This is a genomic window from Vibrio sp. JCM 18905 (assembly GCF_055393305.1).
In genome coordinates this window covers 1,737,080-1,758,777 of sequence record NZ_AP043879.1, presented here as the reverse complement: position 1 = coordinate 1,758,777, position 21,698 = coordinate 1,737,080, and the positions used below count along the sequence as shown (strand labels likewise).

The 21,698-nt window shown below is 44.4% G+C and carries 18 protein-coding genes; 6 read left to right on the top strand and 12 right to left on the bottom strand.

Translation table 11 applies throughout. The annotated features are described in order from the left end of the window. Nucleotides 1-41: 41 nt before the first annotated feature. Genes ACZ5ZC_RS16210 through ACZ5ZC_RS16200 form a run of 3 tightly spaced genes read right to left on the bottom strand, consistent with a single transcriptional unit; the run spans nt 42 to nt 2,498 of the window. Entirely contained in the window at nt 42-1,397 is a 1,356-nt protein-coding gene (locus tag ACZ5ZC_RS16210) for an FUSC family protein (protein ID WP_464932109.1), read from the bottom strand. 14 nt (nt 1,398-1,411) lie between these two features. Then, entirely contained in the window at nt 1,412-2,275 is an 864-nt protein-coding gene (locus ACZ5ZC_RS16205) for an HlyD family secretion protein (RefSeq protein WP_054867007.1), read from the bottom strand. A gap of 10 nt (nt 2,276-2,285) precedes the next feature. Then, complete coding sequence (locus ACZ5ZC_RS16200) at nt 2,286-2,498, bottom strand: DUF1656 domain-containing protein (RefSeq protein WP_048626481.1); 213 nt, start codon at nt 2,496-2,498, stop codon at nt 2,286-2,288. 301 nt (nt 2,499-2,799) lie between these two features. Here ACZ5ZC_RS16200 and ACZ5ZC_RS16195 point away from each other — a divergent pair, with 301 nt between their 5' ends. Continuing rightward, nucleotides 2,800-3,717, top strand: coding sequence for a LysR family transcriptional regulator (locus ACZ5ZC_RS16195; RefSeq protein ID WP_464932108.1), 918 nt, complete (start codon nt 2,800-2,802; stop codon nt 3,715-3,717). A gap of 221 nt (nt 3,718-3,938) precedes the next feature. Here ACZ5ZC_RS16195 and ACZ5ZC_RS16190 read toward each other — a convergent pair whose 3' ends face one another. From ACZ5ZC_RS16190 to ACZ5ZC_RS16160, 7 genes are all read right to left on the bottom strand, one after another. Next, nucleotides 3,939-4,931, bottom strand: a complete 993-nt coding sequence (locus ACZ5ZC_RS16190) for a DUF2955 domain-containing protein (protein ID WP_048626479.1) — start codon at nt 4,929-4,931, stop codon at nt 3,939-3,941. After that, a complete protein-coding gene (locus ACZ5ZC_RS16185; RefSeq protein WP_048626478.1) occupies nt 4,921-5,985 on the bottom strand; it encodes an HlyD family secretion protein in 1,065 nt (354 codons plus the stop codon). Before ACZ5ZC_RS16185 ends, ACZ5ZC_RS16190 begins: the two co-directional genes overlap by 11 nt. Nucleotides 5,986-6,244: 259 nt before the next feature. Then, nucleotides 6,245-7,396: an ABC transporter permease gene (locus tag ACZ5ZC_RS16180; RefSeq protein WP_464932107.1), complete on the bottom strand. Its 1,152-nt coding sequence runs from the start codon at nt 7,394-7,396 to the stop codon at nt 6,245-6,247. Continuing rightward, complete coding sequence (locus ACZ5ZC_RS16175; protein WP_464932106.1) at nt 7,393-8,559, bottom strand: ABC transporter permease; 1,167 nt, start codon at nt 8,557-8,559, stop codon at nt 7,393-7,395. The genes ACZ5ZC_RS16180 and ACZ5ZC_RS16175 overlap by 4 nt, the downstream gene beginning before the upstream one ends. 22 nt (nt 8,560-8,581) lie before the next feature. After that, nucleotides 8,582-9,562 carry an HlyD family secretion protein gene (locus tag ACZ5ZC_RS16170; RefSeq protein ID WP_054867010.1) on the bottom strand — a complete coding sequence of 327 codons (981 nt, stop codon included), beginning with the start codon at nt 9,560-9,562 and terminating at the stop codon, nt 8,582-8,584. Between the two features lie 3 nt (nt 9,563-9,565). Beyond that, nucleotides 9,566-10,981 carry a TolC family protein gene (locus ACZ5ZC_RS16165; protein ID WP_054867011.1) on the bottom strand — a complete coding sequence of 472 codons (1,416 nt, stop codon included), beginning with the start codon at nt 10,979-10,981 and terminating at the stop codon, nt 9,566-9,568. Nucleotides 10,982-11,111: 130 nt separating this feature from the next. Next, nucleotides 11,112-11,339 carry a hypothetical protein gene (locus ACZ5ZC_RS16160; RefSeq protein WP_005377125.1) on the bottom strand — a complete coding sequence of 76 codons (228 nt, stop codon included), beginning with the start codon at nt 11,337-11,339 and terminating at the stop codon, nt 11,112-11,114. Nucleotides 11,340-11,816: 477 nt separating this feature from the next. On the opposite strand from ACZ5ZC_RS16160, the gene ACZ5ZC_RS16155 reads away from it, so the two are divergent. After that, nucleotides 11,817-13,436: an ATP-binding protein gene (locus ACZ5ZC_RS16155; RefSeq protein ID WP_464932105.1), complete on the top strand. Its 1,620-nt coding sequence runs from the start codon at nt 11,817-11,819 to the stop codon at nt 13,434-13,436. Next, the gene (locus ACZ5ZC_RS16150) at nt 13,433-14,119 is read left to right on the top strand and encodes a response regulator (RefSeq protein ID WP_161444213.1); all 687 of its coding nucleotides are present in this window, start codon (nt 13,433-13,435) and stop codon (nt 14,117-14,119) included. Before ACZ5ZC_RS16155 ends, ACZ5ZC_RS16150 begins: the two co-directional genes overlap by 4 nt. Before the next feature lie 91 nt (nt 14,120-14,210). On the opposite strand, the gene ACZ5ZC_RS16145 is transcribed toward ACZ5ZC_RS16150, so the two are convergent. Both ACZ5ZC_RS16145 and ACZ5ZC_RS16140 read right to left on the bottom strand, forming a co-directional pair. Continuing rightward, a complete protein-coding gene (locus ACZ5ZC_RS16145; protein ID WP_464932104.1) occupies nt 14,211-16,346 on the bottom strand; it encodes a TonB-dependent siderophore receptor in 2,136 nt (711 codons plus the stop codon). Nucleotides 16,347-16,463: 117 nt separating this feature from the next. Further along, entirely contained in the window at nt 16,464-17,396 is a 933-nt protein-coding gene (locus ACZ5ZC_RS16140; protein WP_464932103.1) for a helix-turn-helix domain-containing protein, read from the bottom strand. 539 nt (nt 17,397-17,935) lie between these two features. Here ACZ5ZC_RS16140 and zwf point away from each other — a divergent pair. From zwf to gnd, 3 genes are read left to right on the top strand one after another with little or no spacing between them, the layout of a single operon-like run. After that, nucleotides 17,936-19,438 carry a glucose-6-phosphate dehydrogenase gene (gene zwf / locus ACZ5ZC_RS16135; protein ID WP_005397367.1) on the top strand — a complete coding sequence of 501 codons (1,503 nt, stop codon included), beginning with the start codon at nt 17,936-17,938 and terminating at the stop codon, nt 19,436-19,438. Next, nucleotides 19,435-20,151 carry a 6-phosphogluconolactonase gene (gene pgl / locus ACZ5ZC_RS16130; RefSeq protein WP_152814862.1) on the top strand — a complete coding sequence of 239 codons (717 nt, stop codon included), beginning with the start codon at nt 19,435-19,437 and terminating at the stop codon, nt 20,149-20,151. Before zwf ends, pgl begins: the two co-directional genes overlap by 4 nt. Before the next feature lie 37 nt (nt 20,152-20,188). Beyond that, nucleotides 20,189-21,637: a decarboxylating NADP(+)-dependent phosphogluconate dehydrogenase gene (gene gnd / locus ACZ5ZC_RS16125; RefSeq protein WP_005397369.1), complete on the top strand. Its 1,449-nt coding sequence runs from the start codon at nt 20,189-20,191 to the stop codon at nt 21,635-21,637. Nucleotides 21,638-21,698 lie beyond the last annotated feature (61 nt).

Below are 21,698 nucleotides of genomic sequence, written 5' to 3'. Positions count from 1 at the left end.
CCACTGTTCAAAGCATTTCCTTATTAAGTTTAATTGCTTGTTTAAGCGGTTACGCGGGGATGAAACAGGTCATTAAATAACTTGGCGATCATCAAAATGAGCATGATGTTTACCAGCATGAGTAAAGGTGTTTCGATACGATACTCCGGGGTCAAGTTAAGTGCGCCTGAGGTTAATACCACTAATAAATTGACGCCTAAGACCCTATGGATCATCAGCTGTGGTGTAGAAAATACCTCCCAAATCAAAATAATATTGATGAAATAAAATAACCCTAGTTGCCAGAGCTCAGTCATTATGGGCATCAAGAAGATGTATTGCAGCAGTATCACTGAACCTGTTCCCAAAACGCCAAAGAAGGCATCTTTAACAACGCTAGGAGGCATTGTAGGTACTATTGATGAAAAGACACCGGCCAACATAGGGAAGATAAACCCACCTGGTACAGGGAGATAAATCCAAACCAATAACGAGGTGATAAACATCGATAGGCCTTGTAAAACCTTTCTGCGGTCTTCTTTCAAGTGCTGTATGAAAGTCCGGTGTTCACGATGCCAAGATGTTTTCTGTTTCACTTGTTCTGTCAATAAGGTACGACCAATTAGATGCGTGGTTGGCTGAGCGATATCAAATAGTGTCAGGTTTTGAGCCACAGGTTTCCAGTCAATATCATCACAGTGGGGCTTTTCCACTTGTTCAAGTAATCGTTCTTGAATACGTTTCATCTCTTCGAGGCGCTGATGCCACAGTTTTCGATGTTCTTTGAGGTGGTAACTGCCCGTGAGCGGTAATCCCAGTAGTTGGCACATCTTCTCAATGTTTGCTGTGTTGGTTTCAAGCGCATCAATATCAATGTCATTTGGTTTGTTCATCGCTTTAAGCAACACCTCACGGCTGCTCTCAAAGCGTTGAATGAAATTCTCTTCAGTATTCACTGGCCAAACCAAACGATAAACAACGGAGAAGGTAATGATGCCAAGAATAGTTTCCTGCATTCGAAGTACTGCGAAATGGAACGTCACTTGACTATCAAACCCTCCCATACAAGCGATGATAGAGCACACAGCAAAGCCTATGGAGAACACATAACCGTACTTTTCGTCGCTCGACATGAAAATGCATACACCTAAAAATAGGGTAAAAAAAGTCAGGAACAAGAAGCGATCTTGAGAAAATGCTGTGATGAGGAAAAAGGCATAGCCAATGCCCAGTAGGGTTCCCACTAGGCGATTATGACCTTTGTTTATCGAGTGAGCGAAGCTTTCATTTAATGCCATTACCGCGACGGCGATCGCTGCCCAATAGGGTTTCTCCCATTGAAACCATAAGGCGAGGCAGATTGCGATAACGATAGACAGTGTAGCTTTAATTGCTTCTTTGGTTGAGGCATTAAACATACATTTCACCGCATTTATTGTTTGATGATTTTGATGGATGCCGTCATACCGACGCGTAGTTGAAAATCTTTTGGTAAGTTGTCTAATTTCACTTTAATTGGAATGCGTTGAGCTAAGCGTATCCACTGAAAGTTAGGGTTCACATAGGGCAAAAGATCGTTACCAGTACTACCATCTTGCTTCGCAATGCCGTAGCCAATGCTTTTGATTTTTCCTTCCAGCACAGCTTCATTGTGCATCATTAAGGTCACGTATGCTTTATCTTGTGGATCAACACCAACTAAATCCGTTTCTTTGAAATAGCCTTCGATCCAAAAGCTGTCTTCATCAATTAATGCTACAACTGGTGAGTTTGCGACAACTTGGGAGCCGGTGCGCAGATTAAAATTGGTGATGTAACCATTCGTTGGAGCGTACACCTTGGTGTAATCAAGGTTCAGTTTTGCTTCTTCGACGTTTGCTTTCGCCAGCTCCACGTTTGCGATTGCTGTCTCTACGGCGTTGTTCAAATTGTTCAACGTCAGCACAGGTACCGCGCCAGGTGTACGCTTTTCTAGTTCCAGTGCACGTTGTTCTTCATTTTTGGCTTTCGCTAACAACGCAATGGCTTGCTTTTGAGCCGCCTGGGCTTTGTGGTAAGACGCTTTATAAATGCTTGGGTCAATCTCAAACAGTAAGTCGCCCGCATTAACTTGGGAGTTGTCTTCAACATATACCTTGATGACTTGCCCGGTTACACGGGGCGTTATAGACACAATGTACGCGCTGACATGACCATCTCTAGTCCAAGGATTGTTTGAGTATGATTGGTAGTAACTGAAAATCACAGTGCCAGCGGAACACAGTAATAAAAATGTGATTAGATAACGTTTTATCACGGAATTTGCCTCAAAAGATGGTTATGAATCGACCAATAACGCCAGTAAAAATCACAATTAGACTCAGCTCTGCAAGTGCTGGAAACGCAACGTATTTGTGTACCCCTAATTTTGTTGCAACGGTTCCAACCAAAATGGTGAGCATGTAAGCCAATGCAATAACCAGCAACAAGGGTGGGAAATAAACTTCACCCCACACAAGTTCATGTGGCATTGAGTTCATGGTGCTTTTCTCTATTTATTTGATGAATACAAAGATAAGAGAAATCCTACAAATGTAATAATCGCTTTTGTAGGATCAAATCCATCAATGTATTTTTTAGAGAGTTCGTAATGAGTTACGTCTAATGTCGAGCGTGCTTTAAGGGGAGTGTGAGTGCGATAAGTTTTCGCATTTACGTGCGGAATAACTACGTATCTAATGATGAAGATAAAAGCCTCGGGTTAACCGTCGCTCTTTCGAGCTAGCATTCTCAATAACTTGTGATAGTTTAGCCATGTAGCCCTAAGATATAAGAAAACCTATGAATTTTAGCTTTGAACAACTATTGGCATTCGTTGCTGTTTACGAGGAGCTTTCGTTTAGCAAGGCTGCTGTAAAATTGAATAAGCACAGAACAACCATCGGACAGGTTATTACGAATTTAGAAGACCTACTTGCTGTGAGCTTGTTTAAACGGGTTGGCCGTTCCGTAGAACCCACAGAAGATGCTCGCCTTCTTTACCACTATGCAAAGCAAACAATTGAACAAGCCCGTACGTTCGACAAAGTCGCATTGAGCCTTGCTCATGGTGGCTTAGAGAGTGTCAGCATTGCCTATTCTAGTGCCATCCCACATCGTTTGCTGGTGTTACTTCGTGTTCAATTAGCGGCAGATTTTCCGATGATGCGAGTTAACTTTTTTGTTCGTAACCGTAACGAGATCAAAGAAGGTTTAGCGACTGGTGAGTACCAGTTCGGTATTGTTAATGTGCATGATAGCCGTGCAATACACAGTCTAGACTCGACGTTTTTAGGTCACTTTGAATTTGTTCCCTTTGTCCAGAAAGGTGGTGAACTGGCTTCTATGGCACCCGACCGAGTGTTAACTGCGTTGAGGAATAGTAAGCAATTTGTGTTGCGATCTTTCGTTGAAGAAGGAATGGGTGAAAAAGTTATCGTCAGTTCGAATCATGAAGAAGTCGATCAGTTGGCTCTTGTTGTAAAAATGGTTGAAGCAGGGCTAGGGTGGGCGATTCTTCCTAGAACGCTGGCTCATTCCGAATTTTCTAATAATGATATAGAGCCCGTTGAAGTCTGTGAATTACTAGAAGGCTTTAAGTTTGGTTTTGGCCTTTGGTGTCAACCCTCTAAGCAAATAGGGGATGTAAAAGACTCTATCATGAGGGTTGTTACGGCGTATCGGGAGAAGCTAATCCGCGATTTTAAAGCGACGCCATAACCGTATTCATCCAGACCACATTTATAAACAAGACTCAATTCGAGTCTTGTTTTTTTACTTGAAAAATTCTTTTCTTCTGATTGGACGTTAATGGTTATTGGGAGGGAGTAATCCTCTGTATGTGAGTATAAGATCGATGCTTTTTTTATTTATTCAAGCTTCGTTCAATGAGAAAGCTCATATCGCTCAGCCGCTGTTAGTTTAAGAAAGAGAGGCTGCAGTTATTTCACCTCTTGCTCTGATCTAAATAAATTGAGAACCAGTACCCCTAGAACTATAGCGATAGAAATAGAGACGAATCGAGTCATTTGAGCAGAAAATGATTCGATGCCCGTATTGTTAATAATCTGGTAAGTCAGCACAGTGAAGTTAGTAAAAAGCAATTGATAGATGGTTAAGTGTGTCTGTCGACGTATTGCAAAACACGCTAGTTGCAGGCCACAAAAGATGGTAACGCCAAGTACAACGTAAGTAGGTGCACCTGTGGCTACTGCAAGCATGCATGGAATAGTAAACAAGATCCCTAGGCTTGTAGTGATAATTCGATACCGCCCAAAGGAATGACTGTCTTGATTAATTGGGTGCTTAATCATGCTGCCAAATGTTATTGCGATCAATAGCGTTTGAGAGCTTCCGGATGATATTAGTGCATACAAAACAACACACAATGCGGTTGCTTTAAAGACGATAAGCCCGATATGTTCGTTTGCGCCATCAAGAGTGGTTTGGTCTGGTTGTATATCTTTTTCGTCCCCAGGGAATAGCCAAAAGCTAATATATGTGGCAACCAACGCAACAATGAAACTAGTAAATAAGACCCATGGCAATCCCTCAAGCGGCAACCCCATTTGTAGGCTTGTGACCACGATAATCAATACAACGATCAAAGTGAGTGTCGAAACAATGTCTTTGGGATCGCGATGACTTCGGTAATAACTCCAACAGAGAAGTGACCAAGTAAACAGTAAGAAGCCACTAGGGGAGCTCATGAGCGCTCCTGCTAAAGTTACGATGCCGAAGCTGAGAAGTGAGAGTATTACCAGCAATTTCAACATCATGTTGAACGGGGGTTTAGATGGCATCAGTGTTAGAAAAATCACAACGAATATTGGCGCGATAAAGGGAGTGGGCGCACCTGAATACTGTAAGTAAAACAGTAAAAGAATCGGAGTGAAAACCAATCTAATGATTGGGTTTGCTGAACTATGAAACATAAGTCCAGATACTCAACACTCTCATCCAGAGAGACGCCAGCCACTCTCCAAAGGTACTTTGCTCAGTTAAAAAGGCGACCGTTGCTTTCGAACCATAACGTACGTTTTCGGGAATATCTCCGCCTTCAAAAACAATATTTACAGGATAGCGCTGTGCGTTTAAGGAATTATTGTCTGCAACCAAAAAGCCAGTTGTCGGATCGACGTCGTTACTGCCACCAGTACCCCAACCAATGCTTTCTACTCGCCCTTGAAACACTCTGCCAGGTAAAGCATCCAACACAATCTTTGTTTTTTGTCCCGCACGAACATGCTCGAGTGAGTTTTCGCGAACAAGCGCTGATACCCACACGCCTCTCGGATCAATGAAAGTGACAAGAGGTGAGCCAGTCGTCGCTTTTTGCCCAACAGTGAGTTGTAAGTTAGAAACGATCCCCTTTGATGGAGCAATCACTTTCGTTCGCTGTAAGTCGAGTTGCGCTTTTTCTAGATTTGCTATAGCTGCGAGAATCTGGGGATTATCTTGCCCTTCGGGACCAAGATTATGCTTGGCTTGAGCTAAGGACGCTTCTGCTGCCTCTAATGTGGCTTGAGCTCGTGCTTTAGCTTCGATGGCGTTGTCTAGCTCAGATTTACTCAATACCCCTTTTGCGGCGAGCTCGGTTACGCGAGCTGCTTGTTCTCTTGCGTTGTCACGAGCTGCGAGTGATTCAATGACCTTAGCTTGTGCCACTTCAACAGCCGCGGTGTTGGCTCCAATGTTTTGGCCAGCAATGGCTAAGTTTGCTTCGGCTGAACGCAGATTAATTTGATAATCTCTTGGATCAATTTCGAAAAGCACATCACCAGCATTGACGACTTGATTATTGCGAACATGGATTTCAGTTAGGTTCCCCGAAACCTCTGGAGTAATACGGACAAGATAAGAATGAATCCGAGCGGTGCCAGTGATTGGTGTTACTCGATCAGCCCACAAGCTATATAGCCAAACCACAAAAACGAGGCCAATAATAATAAAGCTTAACTTTCTGGAAGATGATTCCGCTTTAGACATCCAATTCTCTCTTGTTACAATACGTTAGATAAACAATGTTACAACATGTGACATAAACAATGCTTCCAAAAAATCAACTATTTGTCGATAAGGTTATAGGATTGTTCCAAAGGTGCCATTTAGAGAGACTGAAGCATGCTAAACGAACTTTCCAATCACATTGGCTAATATCGCCAATAAAAAAGGGGCGATACATCGCCCCTCAGATCGTTCATCAGGTTTTTGATTTGTGATTATCTCTTTGAGCTGTAGAGAGAAATCAACTTAGACTTTCTGTTACAACTGGCTTGTTATTGCGCTTAGCAATCCAGTACGCAACGCTACCCCAAAGCACGGTCAATGCCCAAAGTGCCGTCCAATGTTGTGCGACTTGTTGCCAGGTTGCCCCCATTTGGTTTAGCGCTAAGAAAGCTTTGATCGCCCAAGTACTTGGGCTTAAATCAGCAATCCATAGTAGGGGAGCAGGAATAGCTTCAACTGGCCAAATAAAACCAGCCAAGAAAATGAGCGGCATAGAGCTCACGAGGACGACTAAGGTGACCAGTTCACGCCTAGGTAGTAAGTAACCCAGCCAGAAGCCTAGTCCGCAACAACCTAAAAAGAACGGGAACAACATGGTCAGTAGTTCGCCCGCGTTGGCGATATGGTTTACGCTTAAACGTTCGAAGCTAAAACCAAAATAATAGGCGCCGAGTAAATAATAAATTGCCACAAATACTAACGTTCTCACAAGCAGCAGCGATCCCGTTGATACTTGAGACCAGTAGCCACGACCATGACGCTGTGTTCCCGTTTGTAATCCAACCGCCATGATCAACGTTTGTTGTAAAATCAGAACAAATACTGCTGGCACTACGTATTCGATGTAACCCATGGTTGGGTTGAACGTCGGTTTCATATTAAGCTTAATAGCAGAGTAATTATGGCTAGCCATACTCATGGGCACACCATCTATCACCATTTTACTGACTTTCACTTGGGCCCCTAATGTGCCTCCCGCTTGGGCTAATCCCTCTACCACGGTTCCGTACACGAGAAAATACGAGGCGTCCGCAGCGTAGGCCAGAGTCGGGCTTTTACCTAGCATTAGGTCTTTGTAAAAGTGTTCTGGTATGACTAAAAAACCGGTGATCTCTCGTTGTAAAAATGCTTGTTTTGCATCGGCAATCGTATGAAGTCGAGTAACTACGTTGACTTGTGGAGAGGCATCAACCATACGTTCCAGCTTTAAACTCGTCTGACTACCATCTAAATTAACAATCGCGATTGGTTGTTCACGAGGCGTTTGTTGTGCATAAGGCAAAGGGTATAAAAACGAGTAAAATACGACACCACCAAACACGGTCAACGTAACGACTGGATTGGTTAGAACGGCCTTCAGTTCCGCTTTAATCAGTTGCCACAATGTCATACCGCCTCCTTCGCTTGGCGTGTTGATGAAGCTGTTCGATGTTTACCCATCAAGGCTGCGGTAACGAGCAGGGGCACAACGTAGCCAATCATAGGCCATAGCGAGCTTAAAGATTGTGCGGCCGATGCCCCATAGCTTGCTTGACTCACTTGCACTTCAATGTAATGGGTAATCGGCAATAATGAACGCCATGCATAAGCGAGCGTGTTCATGTCAGAAACTGGGAATGTAATTCCCATGAACGCGAAACTTGGAGCCGTAAACGCGCCAGCAAAACTCATCGCACGTGCAGGATCCATCGACAAGAAGAAGAACAACGCTCCCATAATGATACAGGCGATAACCGTCGCCAATTGTGCTAGTAGCATAACCACAAAACTGCCTTCCATTGGCCAATCAAGCACGGAATAAAACCAATACAAGAACAACGCACCTTGCGCCATAAAGACCGGAATGTACTGACTTAATAGGGAAGTGAGCCTGGCGTATGGCTTTTCGCCCAAAAACGCAAAGCCATTCTTTCCACCATAAATGCGAAAGTGCGCGGTAAGAATCAAAATAGTGCTTACTACAATACATATTTGCCAAATGGCTGGCACGATAGCCGTTACCAAAAATTGTGCGTAGTTATTGTTACGGTTAAATAATGCGGTTATTTGTGTCGACACGGGTACAGCCTGACCAGCCGCTGCTAACGTTGTGGTGTTACCTTTAGCCAAGTTGCTCATTACTTCAACCTGAGCATCGAAATAGCCTTGTGCTTGCGCAACGGCAGAGTTGATCAATTTCGCTACCAAAATGTACTGACTGTTGTAAAAGACAGAAAGTTGAGGTTGGCGGTGCTGGAGAATATCTTGATCGAACTTAGATGGGATGACCGCGTAAGCGTAGATATCGCCTTCAATCATCGCATTTTTTGCTTCGCTTGCACTGGTGTAGTGATAATTAACAGCCAGACTCGACGACGCATCCAAAGATTGAATGAGCTTTCGAGAAAGTTGGGAATGCTGTAGATCAACCACACCGATTGGCAGATCCCGGGCAATGCCCGCAGAGAACACTCCCCAAATCATCATCGCGAGCAAAATCGGTATCCAAGTAAGGCACGAAACTAACCACTTGTCTCGTCGTAAGATATGCCGCTGTGAAATCTTAATCGTCATAGCATTAACCTAGTGGTTGTGATTAAAGTTCAACGACAACACTCATTCCCATACGCAGTTCAGGTTCGGGTTGAGCTGGACGAGCTTCTACTTCAAAGGTACGAAGATCAAAACCTTGAGAAGCATCGGTTGCTCTCCACGTTGCAAAGTCACCCATAACGGCAACATGCGTTACTTTGAACTCAACATTTTTATTTAAGGCAGGCAAATAGGCATCAAAGGTTGCTCCTTTTTTAAAGTGTTGAAGGTAATCTTCACGCACATTCAGTGTCGCCCAGGCATCTTCTGTATCTATCACAGTAACAACCGGGAAGCCCTGAGGTGCTAATTCACCACTTTGAAGTAGAACTTGAGAGACTTCGCCGTCAAACCAGCTGTAGATCTGAGTATCTTTCGCATACGCTTCTACTTCGGCTACGGCACCCGATGCCATGCGCGCTTTTTCCGCCGCAGCTACTTTGGTTTCACTTCTCGCGCCTTCTTTTGCCATTTCGTACATTTGAAATGCGGCACTTTCGGTGTATTTCGCTGCTTGCCACTGAGTTAAAGCTTCATCGCGCTTTTGTTCTGCAACCACGCCATCGTTATAGAGGTTATTCACACGATTGTAGGTTTTTTCCATTAAATTCGCAGCGGCTTTAGCTTTCATCCACTGATCTTTTGCTGCTTGGATTTGTTGCTCACGTGCGCCTTTCTCAGCTTCTTGAGCTAAGGCGTCCGCCGCTTTTTCACCTGCTTTTGCTTGTTCTAACTTCGCTTCAATTTCAGGACTATGAAGGGTAAAAATAAGCTGGCCTTTCTCTACATCGTCGCCTTTACGGACCATGACCTCATCAATACGCCCTGGAACTTTTGAGGAAATGCTGTATTGCTGGGCTTCAATTAATCCCTGTAAGCGGATCGGTTCAGGTTGATAGGCTTGGTAAAATTGATAGCCAACCCAAGAGACAACACCCAAAGCACAAAGTGAGAGTAAAACGGGTTTTAGTGATTTAGCTGCCATGATTTATTTCACCTCTTTGGATGTTGAAGCAGGGATATAAGCGGTATTTTGATATTGTTCGAAGCTGTTCATTTCACTGCTCAATGCGAGTAGTTTGGTTAAAGATATTAAATAGCGGAAACGTGCCGCTGAACGTTGTGTTTCTATACTCGCGACATAAAGTTGTGCATCCACAACATCCAGAGAAGACGACAGACCCTGAGTAAATGCTTTTTCACGCAAGCGCAGGTTTTCGTTAGCGAGTTCAATGCTAGATGCGAGCCCTTGTACTTCATCAATGGCTTGCTGAGCCTCCAAGTATGTCTTTTGGACTAACAGCGATAAGTCTTGTTTGGCTTGGGACTTTAATGAGTCGACCTGCGAGACGACGCTTTGAGCTGCTTTGACTTTTTCGCTTCGCCCTGTTGATTCAATCAGTGGAATGCTCACACCGACACCAACTAACCAGTCAGGCTTCATTTGGCTTGCGAGAGAGTCGTCTTCATACAAGCTGTAGTCGCCGTAAAGGTAAACTTCAGGATAGTATTTCCCTTTTTCTGCTTTGATTAAGCTAGAGGCTTGTTTGTGTTTAGCGCTCAGAAGGTCTAACCCCGGATAGGTAAGCAACGTTTGATCGACAAAAGCGGTAAGAGGAGGAAGACTGTCGTTGATAAACAAAGATTCAGCGGGCTCTACGGCGTCACCTTGTGCGAGTAATTTACCTAATGCGGCCTGAGCGATACTCAAATCGCTAGCGGCTTTACGTGTTTCTACAGATGCTTTATCTAAAGAAGCCTCGGCTTGCAGGCGCTCAACGTGTGCGATTTGTCCTTGCTCTTCAAGCTTAATGGCAAAATCTCTATGCTTTTTTAGTCCAGCTTCAACCGCTTGCCGCGTTGCGAGTACTTCCTTTGCCAGCACGACAGAAAAGTAGTACTTCGACAAATCTTCAAAGCGCGCTTGTTGTTCCATTAGAAGCTGGCTTTTAGCCTCATCTGTTTTGCCTTCTGCTGCTGATTGAGCAGCAGAAATACGACCACCAGTAAAAATTGGCCAAATGGCACGAATAGACGAAGAGAAAATATCGCGTTCGGTTATGGTCGAAGTGGTATGAGCTAAGGCACCAAAAATAGGTTGAAAAGCAGGAGGTACGTTAATGTGTGCGCCTGTGCTGTCTAGGATCTGTTTTCCCGATAGCGTGATATCGGTATCTAAACGCGTGTAATTCGCGCCAATGGTAACCTGAGGTAAGTTGAGATTGCTGGTGGCACTCTCTTGGTATTGGTAATTCTCGACGTTTGAGCGTTGAGCTTTAAGAGAATAGTTGTTTTCTAGCAATAGCTGCCATGCGGTATCAAAAGTGATTGGTGCCGCATGACAGGCAAGGGAAATCGAGCTGCTAAGTAAGCCCAGTATCCAAAACTTTCCTGTTTTTTTCATAATGGCTGCTTTGTCGTAGAGTATTAGCTCTAATATAAAGGATTCGTAACTGCGTGTTAAGTAGGAGGGAAAATTGGGCAGTAGTATGCGCCCAGTTATGTTTGTGCTGGGCGCGGGAGATGTTACAAGTTTACTTCGTATATGGACAGTGAAACTCTGCTCTCCACTCAAGCTGACGAGAACCTCGCATCGTATTCAATAGGTCTTTTCCACTCATTTGAGGGAACGATAACAGGACCTTGAGATCAGAAGTACCGCCTCCGTTTTTTTCATAAGCCCTGACGTGTGTAAACGTTGAATACATATTCTCTGACAGCATGGCCTTATTCAGGCATATTCCAAAGGTATCGCGTTCCATGTTTGGTGTTCCTTCTAACTATAAATGCACCTCTGTTTATAGTTTTCCAGTTTTCAGATGGTGTCTAAGTGTTTGTCATATAGTCAGTATTTGTGTTTTGTTTTATTTGTGTCCAAATCACTGACATTAATGTTGAGCTTTTAATAGACTTCCAGCTTCACTGCTTTCTAACCGAAACTCTCAATGGTTTCGTTGATTAAAAATTATACGTTGGAAAGTCTAAAAACGCCTCAAAAACCGCTAAAATCGATGTGATCACGATCATGTTTTAAAGGGCAATTTATGTATGGAATTGAGTATCAGAGAGGAATGCTGAATTTGGTGAATGGTTGTAATTTTATGTTTCAGCTCGTCGATTAATTAACCGTAAACTCTGCGGTTTGCTTGTTTTCCTCACAGATTTATCACCGCAACAAAGCCATGCTGTTAACTGAGTGTTAACGTAATCGCTTGGGAGTGAATCATAAGGATGTATCAATGAGTTGGAAAACGATCAGCTTTCGTAAGCGAATGCTCATTATTATGACACTGTCGGGGTTGATAGAGCTTCTGTTGCTTGTCGCTGCAGGATTCACTTATCTCAAAATCAATCAAGAGCAAGAAATGGGAGAAAAAGCACTGGGTGTTGCCCGTTTTTTAGCAGACTCCGCCGTTGTTCGCGAAATGGTCGCAACCCAAAATCCTCAGCCATACCAACTTCGTTTCCGAGAATTAACCGAAGCCATCGGTGCTGCATTCATCGTTATTGGCGACCATGAGGGAGTGCGCTTAATTCACCCCGTTGATGAGCGGTTGGGTAAGCCAATGAGAGGTGGCGACAATCGTCGAGCGCTAGAGCAGGGGTTGTCTTATGTCTCGACAGCTCAGGGGTCGTTAGGTTATTCAGTTCGTGGTAAAGCTGCGATTTTTGACGAGCAAGGGAACATCATTGGTGTGGTTTCGGTTGGCTATTTGCTCGACCGGCTGCAAGACCGCATCGAGCCATTTTTGGCTTTTTTGATCTTCATGGTCATCGTAGTTGTTGTCGCTAATGCCATCGTATCCAATTATGCGTCGAGAAAGTTTCAGCGCGCCATTTTGGGGTTCGAGCCTGAAGAGATAGGGCGGTTGTACGGCGAATTAGAAGTGACGATGAGTACCATTAAAGAGGGCGTGTTAAGTATTGATGCCCAAGGGATACTTCGCTCGATCAATCGTAGCGCCTGTCAGATTCTCGGTATTGATAGAGAGGCAGCTCTTAATAAACCGTTGACTGAGACGTTACGCGATAGTGACTTATATACGGTGCTAGAAACCGGACAGGAAGATCATGATATTGAGATATTCCTTAATCATAAACGTCTGATCGCAAACCGTTCGCCAATTTATGTGGATGGAAAAATAGTGGGGGCAGTATCGAGTTTCCGTTTAAGGGATGAAATCAACGACCTAACCGAGCAGTTATCACAAACCAAAGAATATGCAGATTTATTACGTTCGCAAACCCATGAGCATCGAAATAAGCTAAACACCATTAGCGGGTTAGTTCAGATGGGTGAGCTGGATGCCGTACAAAAGTTAATTGGGCAAGAAACCGCACACTATCAAGCGATGATCGAATTTTTAAGAGACACCGTTAAAGACCCGTTAATTGCTGGTATGTTGCTTGGAAAAACAGAACGTGCTCGCGAGTTAGGCTTACAGCTGGTGGTTGAAGAAGGCAGTCGTTTGGAGCCTCTGCCTGAGTGGCTAAATTCGGAAGACCTTGTCACCATTCTGGGCAACTTAATTGATAACGCTTTCGACGCAACGTTAACCTCGATTCGTGATGAATCGAATGTCGCATCGGAGCGCAGAAATATCGATGTGTCAGTGAGTGATTACGGAAATGAAGTGATACTTGAGGTGATAGATCAAGGTTGTGGTTTACCAAGCGATATAGAGCCGCAGGTGCTATTTAAAAAAGGGGTGTCGACGAAATCTCGTCAAAATCGGGGGGTAGGATTGCATCTTGTCAACCAGTTGGCTACTCGATATCACGGCCATGTTGAGATGATGCCCAACACAAATTATGGAACAAGAATAACGGTGTATTTACCCAAGGAAGAACAATTATGAGTATGGCGACTCGCGTAATGATCATTGAAGATGATCTGGCTATTGCTGAGCTGCACCACAAATACTTAAGCCAATTGGCAGGTTTGGAAGTGGTCGGCATTGCGACCACGAGAATGGAAGCGGAAATGCAACTCGATATTCTTAAGCCAGACCTCTTGTTGATGGATGTATACCTTCCTGATGGAACAGGGCTTGAGATACTCAATACATTACGTGCGAACAACCAAACTTGTGATGTCATTTTGATTACCGCGGCAAGGGATGTCGATACGCTACAACAGGCAATGAGAGGGGGTGTCGTTGATTACCTACTCAAACCAGTGATGTTTCCACGCTTAGATGCCGCACTGAAAAAGTATGTGTCCCAACGCCAACAACTAGACATCGTAGAGAGTTTGGATCAGAACCTCGTTGATAAAATGCTGCAGTCTCACGCCAATCAAGACAACTTGCCGAACCGATTACCGAAAGGGATTGATGGTGTAACCTTAGATAAGATCAGAGAGTTGTTCCCAAATGATAGTGTGCTGACCGCTGATGAGGCAGGCGAAAAGATTGGTGCGAGCCGAACAACGGCAAGGCGCTATTTGGAGTATCTGATCAGCACTGGTGAACTAGAGGCTGATTTAAACTATGGGTCGGTAGGTAGGCCGGAAAGGTGTTATAAAAAAGTGACGCGGTAGCGTTTATATTGATGCTCTATGCAAAATAAAAAGCGATGGCTTGTTGTAGAAACCATCGCTTTACAAATTACTGCTGTTCCGCTCTAAGAGGTTAGAAGTTGTATTTTAACTTCGCCTCGATAGAGCGCTCAGCGCCAAACCAACAGTTATTTTTGTCGTAACAAGAATAGTATTCTTTATCGAATAGATTGCTTGCAGAAAGCGTGACGCTAGCCCCTTTCATTGATTCAGATACTGTTGAGAAATCGTAACTTGCTGCCAAATCAAACAAGGTGTAGTCAGGCACTTTTTCGCTGTTTTGAGCATCAATTTGTGCTTCTCCGACATAGCGAACGCCAGCACTGGTACGAAGGCCTGAAAGATTTCCTTCAAAGAAGTAGTTGGCCCATAAAGAGGCCGTTTGCTCAGGTACCCAAACCGGCGTTTTACCTTCTTGGTTGTAATAACTGTCCTCTGTAATATCCATATCGGTATACGTGTAGCCTAGAGTTAAATCAGCTTGTGCTGTGGCTTGCCACTTTGCTTCTAGTTCAACACCCTGTGATACCACTTCGCCAGCTTGATAGTTCGGTGCATAAGGATTATTCGGATCGGTCAAGATCGCGTTTTTCTTCGTAATATGGAAGAACGCTAAATTACCCGAAATATCGCCAGACAATGGCGCGTATTTAAAACCGAGTTCCCACTGATGCCCGGTTGATGGTTCAAACGCTTTGCCTGTGGCATCTGCACCCGCAATCGGCTCAAAACTCTCGGAGTAAGTAAGGTATGGGGATAGGCCGAAGTCGAGTTCATACAAACCGCCGACTCGGAAAGATACGTTGGTGTCGTCTAACTCTTCCTTGCTGTTGGATATTGCTCCTAGGTAATCGTTCACGGCGTCTGTATTTGAATCGTATTTATCCCAACGAAGACCCGCAATCATTACAAGTTGGTCGTAACGAACTTGATCTTGCAAATAAACGCCAATTTGCTTCGTTTTGATATCTAAGTTTTGTTTGTATTGAAAATTCAGTGCATTACGATCAATGCTGTTGTGGTCAGGATTAAAGATGTCCTGAGTTAGCGAATACCCAAGCGTATCTTTGTATTTTACATCCGAATCTAGATACTGATAATCAAGCCCAAACAATAAGTTATGTTCAAAATTTCCTGTTTTAACGTAGCCAGATAGTTGGTTGTCAATCACAAAGGATTTGGACTTTTCATCGGTTAAATAAGCATTTCGACCAACGGTACGGTTATCCGCTTCAAGTGCACCGTTATATGTGTTTTCCTGATAGGCATCGGCGGTCATGTAGCGGGCATTCTGTAGAAATTGCCAATTGTTGTTAAAGTCGTGTTGGACTTTGTAACCCATCATCAGAACTTCGCGTTCGTAAGTGTTCCAGTCCTCATCCCCCAAATAAGTGCTTGGTGACATCGAGCCAAGTGGGTTGTCAATCACTGAGCCAGACGCTGGCACGGTCGTGTAGATACCTGCTGATGGATCATTTTGATAGTAAACATTCACGTTGACTAAGGTGCTTTCTGTCGCTTGCCAATTGAAAGATGGAGCGAGGATATAACGTTCGTCTTCAGACGTATCGGCTTGACCATCTCGCTGTTTTGCTAGGCCGATAATACGGTAATCAACATTAGAGTCACCAATTTGTCCTGTGGTGTCGAACGTCAGTTCTTTTAGCCTGTTAGTCCCAGTACTAATCGAGACAGAGTGCGAAGGTGTTGACTGAGGCGCCTTGGCGATAATATTGACCATGCCTCCTGGTGGAATATTGCCGTAAAGAACAGACGTTGGCCCTTTAAAAACCTCGATTTGTTCAAGGGCAACGGAATCGACCTGAGGTTGAAGGTTCCAGCCGTTGTACAGCAAAGGAAGACCATCATAAAAGTTGGTGTAGTTAATAAAACCACGAATATTGAATAGGTCAAGTCGGGAAACGGCACCGCCACGCAGCTCTGTATTTACGCCAGGCGCGTAACGTAATGCTTCGCTCACCGAGTTTACGCCGCGCAGGTCCATGTCATCTTTAGTGATTACCGTGATCGCTTGCGGCGTTTCTTCCGGTTCTAAAACGGTTTTAGTTGCGGTGTTTCGGTATGTTTCGCCAAGTACTGTGATAGTTTCGTGCTGAGAAGTGCTCTCAGTGGCACTGGCGTGACCAGCAATAAGCGCGGATACCACGACTGCAACCGCAGAACGATGAAATCGATTCGGACTTTCCATATTTATTAATTCCACTACTTTTATTTGTTGATAATGATTGTTGTTTGCATTCTATAGCGAAAGAAATAGGAAAAGTTAACAATTTGGTGCAAAGCCAGAACCTAAGTGCTTAGGCTTCTATCTAATGGGAGTGGCTTCGTTCGGTTTGACAGGTATCCAGTAATGCATTTGGGCATTCTCGCTCTCAACATCATAGTCTTCTGGATAAACTTCTAACTCGTAGCCATCAATACCGTAATAATTGGAATAGGGGAGCCAGTGCAAAATGAACCACTCAAGCGTCGCCGCTAGATTTGATGCTTTACCTATGTGCGTAATCACTGCGTAGGTTTGCTCAGGAACAACCAGAAGATCTGGTTCTTGCGTAGAGCCTTTGGATATTGAAGTTCTTGACGCTGAGTTGTACTCATAACCTGCCCAATACTCGAGTTGCTGGTTGCTTGAATACGCTTTTGTTACGTCAATCACACCAAGATAGTTTCTTTCCAGATGAGTATGGTTTTCAGATGAATAGAGCTGTGACCACAGAAAGGGCACTTTGGATTGGAAGTTGGGCGTTGCGGAAAACAATCCATAAATAGGTTCATGATAACCAGCAAGCACAAAAGCAGGTTTTGTTTCTATTCGAACTTCGATAAAGCACTTATGTCTATTTTCGTCTTCTGGTGTATCGCGCAACGTTAAAGGTTGCCTCAAGCCCGTTAGTTGCTGAGCTTTACGATAATCTCGAGGACTCTTTGAAAACATATTTTTGAACGCTCGACTGAATGCATGTTCAGAAGCAAACCCCATTTCTATCGCAATATCTAACGAGCGATCTGATGTATGGATTAAGCGTTCAGCCGCAAGGCTTAGTTTAAGCTCTCTAATATAGTGAGCGACGGATACGCCAGTGTGTTGCTGGAAAACGCGTTGCAGTTGCCAACGTGACCAGCAGCTTGCTTTCGAGATTTCATCCACGCTAAGTGCGATATCTAGATTGTTGTGAATGTAATCAAGCACAGAGTGTATTCGGTTTATCGGGTGCAGATTCTTTGTGCCTGGTTTCATGACATTCTACTTTCGCATTAATAGTATCCTCATTATCTTTAATTGAGTATCATTATCAATAGAGTGAGAGGATAAAATTCAGGCTACATAGATCACAATAAAATTGTAATGGATTGCAAGGGTGGGTAAGGATTGTCCATATTAGAGTTTTTGCTTAATTTTTGTCTTACGTTAGTGCAACTTTTTTTATCCATAAAATACAAATATTTATGATGTTTTGTGCAACTTATTTAAACGTTTGCACTGGCAAGTGTTGATGTAAATCAAATAGTCGTAGACAATACTGCACCGTGTCGGACTCTCCTCCAGCGAGTACAGTGTGTACTTTTGAGACATAAGTGACCTAAATGACCTTAATACGTCGTGTTTCCAACAGATTTGGGAGTGCTACTTCTTGAGGTTCTTTGGGCCTATAGACTTTACCTATCAACGTAATAGGTAAGACCAATTTTCTATTTTGAGGTGCCATTGATAGGGTTGGCTCATCCTTTAGCCGTATCCGGGCACACAATAAGTACCTCGTTTTTAAGGGAAAGATGATGGTAATACCAGAAAACAGCAGCATCGTTATTTTTGGTGCTTCAGGTGACCTTACATACCGTAAGCTCATTCCTGCTTTATACCACCTCTATGCGAACAAGCAGCTTCCAGAAAATTTTGCCATTCTGGGTGTAAGTCGCACTGAATACAGTGATGAGTCTTACCGCGCGAAGCTGAAAAAATCGCTTCAGGAAATGGAAAAGACTGAGCCAGAAACGCTTGATGCATTTATTAACCATCTGCACTACCAAGCTATCAATACTTCTGACACACAAGATTACAGTAAGCTATCTTCTCGTTTAGACCAACTTGCTGACGAATATCGTTTCGATCAGCGCAATACGCTTTTCTACTTAGCAACCCCACCAAGTTTATACAGTGTGATTCCTGCAAGTCTTGCAGCACACGGCCTAAACAAAGAAGAAGATGGTTGGAAACGCCTGATTATTGAGAAACCATTCGGTTATGACCTTGAATCAGCGCGTATTCTGGATAAAGAAATTCACGAGCACTTCCAAGAGCATCAAATCTACCGAATTGACCATTACTTAGGTAAAGAGACGGTACAAAACCTTCTTGTACTTCGTTTCTCAAACGCGATGTTTGAGCCGCTTTGGAACCGTAACTTCATTGATTATGTTGAAATCACGGGCGCAGAATTCCTCGGCGTAGAGGAGCGTGGTGGTTACTACGACAACTCGGGTGCCGTGCGCGATATGTTCCAAAACCACCTGCTACAAGTATTGGCGATGGTGGGTATGGAGCCACCTGCACAGATCAATGCAGATTCGATGCGTGATGAAGTCGTTAAAGTACTCCAGTGTCTAAAACCTTTGGACGAAAACGCTCTGCGTAACGATCTAGTATTAGGTCAATACACCGCTTCTGAAGTTCGTGGACAAAGTCTACGTGGCTACCGTGAAGAGCCGGGGGTTGCAGACGACTCACGTACCGAAACTTATATCGGTTTGAAAGCATACATTAACAACTGGCGTTGGAATGGCGTGCCATTCTACGTGCGTACTGGTAAGCGTCTTCCAACACGCGTGACTGAAGTGGTTATCCACTTTAAACAAACACCGCACCCAGTGTTTGGTCAAAACGCACCAGAAAACAAGCTGATCATTCGCATTCAGCCAGACGAAGGCATTCAAATGAGCTTTGGCTTGAAAGAGCCAGGCGCAGGTTTTGAAGCGAAAGAAGTGAAAATGAACTTCCATTACGCTGACCTACAAGAAACGCAAATGCTAACTGCGTATGAGCGTCTTCTACTTGATGCTTTGAATGGTGATGCTACGCTATTTGCACGTAGTGATGCGGTGGAAGCGTGTTGGCAGTACGTACAGCCAATTTTAGATTTTAAACAAGATCCACAATCCCTCTTCGGGTACGCATGCGGCACATGGGGTCCTAAAGAGTCAGACGACCTGCTACAGCGTGATGGTCGCGCTTGGCGCTTCCCATGTAAAAACTTAACAGATACGGATTACTGTGAACTATGATCAACCATAAGATCTACCAAACAGCAGAGCAGGTAGTTGAAAGCCTAGCTAACGACATGAAAGCGTTCAGCGAAATGGGCCGACCTGTTCACATCTCTCTTTCTGGCGGCAGCACTCCTAAAATGCTGTTCAAACTGTTGGCTTCAGAGGCTTACGCAACCTCTATTCAGTGGCAAAATCTCCACTTCTGGTGGGGTGACGAACGTTGTGTCGCACCTGACGATGCGGAAAGCAACTACGGAGAAGCGAACGCGCTACTGTTTAGCCAAGTAAACATTCCAACAGAAAACATCCACCGTATACGCGGTGAAGATGACCCTAAAGTGGAAGCGGAACGCTTTGCGAAAGAGATGTCAGAGGTGATTCCGACTGAAAACGGAACCCCTGTGTTTGACTGGATCTTATTAGGTGTTGGTGCAGATGGTCACACCGCTTCTCTGTTCCCTGGCCAAACCAATTATGATGATGCGAATCTATCTCTTGTGGCGCCTCATCCTGAGTCAGGCCAGCTTCGTGTGTCAAAAACGGCACGCGTTTTAGAAGCAGCAAAACGCATCAGTTACTTAGTGCTGGGTGCAGGAAAAGCGGACATCGTTGAAGAGATCAACAGTTCACCTGCACACGCACTGCCATACCCAGCGGCTAAGATTCAAGCGAAATCTGGCCTGACGGAATGGTATTTAGATTTGGACGCAGCAGCAAAAATTGCTTAAACGCTGCTCGTCAATGAAACAAAATTGGAGAGAAACAATGAAAGGTGATATCGGTGTAATTGGCCTAGCGGTAATGGGTCAAAACCTTATCCTAAACATGAACGACCACGGTTTTAAAGTGGTCGCTCACAACCGTACTGCTGCCAAAGTAGACGAGTTTCTGGAAGGACCAGCGAAAGGCACGAACATCATCGGTGCATACTCTCTAGAAGAACTAGTAGAGAAGCTAGAAACGCCACGTAAAGTGATGCTAATGGTTCGCGCAGGTGACGTTGTCGATAAATTCATCGACGCTCTAGTCCCTCTACTAGATAAGGGCGACATCATCATCGACGGTGGTAACACGAACTACCCAGATACAAACCGTCGCGTTGCAGCACTACGCGAAAAAGGTATCCACTTCATCGGTACAGGTGTATCTGGTGGTGAAGAAGGTGCACGTTTTGGCCCATCTATCATGCCTGGCGGCGCTCCAGAAGCTTGGGAAGCGGTTAAGCCTATCTTCCAAGGTATTTCTGCGAAAACTGACGCTGGCGAGCCTTGTTGTGATTGGGTTGGTAACGATGGTGCAGGTCACTTCGTTAAGATGGTTCACAACGGCATCGAATACGGCGACATGCAGCTGATCACTGAAGCTTACCAGTTCATGAAAGACGGCCTTGGTATGTCTGCAGATGAAATGCAAGCGGTATTTGCTGAGTGGAACAACACTGAGCTAAATAGCTACCTAGTTGAAATCACGGCTGACATCCTTGGCTACAAAGACGAAGATGGTGAACCTCTAGTTGAAAAAATCCTAGACACTGCTGGCCAAAAAGGTACAGGTAAATGGACGGGTATCAACGCACTAGACCTAGGTATTCCACTAACGCTTATCTCTGAGTCAGTATTCTCTCGTTGCCTATCTGCACTAAAAGATCAACGTGTTGAAGCTGAGAAACTGTTCGGTAAGACAATCACGCCAGTAGAAGGTGACAAGCAAGAGTGGGTTGACGCACTACGTCAAGCGCTTCTAGCGTCTAAGATCATCTCTTACGCTCAAGGCTTTATGCTAATGCGCGAAGCATCAAACGAGAATGGCTGGGACCTAAACTACGGTAACGTTGCTCTTATGTGGCGTGGTGGTTGTATCATCCGCAGCGCGTTCCTAGGCAATATCCGTGATGCATACGAAGCGAATCCAGAACTAGCATTCCTAGGCTCTGATGATTACTTCAAAGGTATCCTACAAAACAGCCTAGTAGCATGGCGTAAAGTGGCGGCTAAGTCTCTAGAAGCAGGCATCCCAATGCCATGTACGACTTCTGCACTAACGTTCCTAGACGGTTACACAACAGCTCGTCTACCTGCGAACCTACTGCAAGCTCAACGTGACTACTTCGGTGCTCACACTTACGAGCGTATCGACCGTGAGCGTGGTGAATTCTTCCACACTAACTGGACTGGTACAGGCGGTGACACAGCGTCTACAACTTACGACGTGTAATCGTTTTAAGTAAATCGACTAAGTATAAAAGGATGCCTAAGCATCCTTTTTTGTGTCTGGC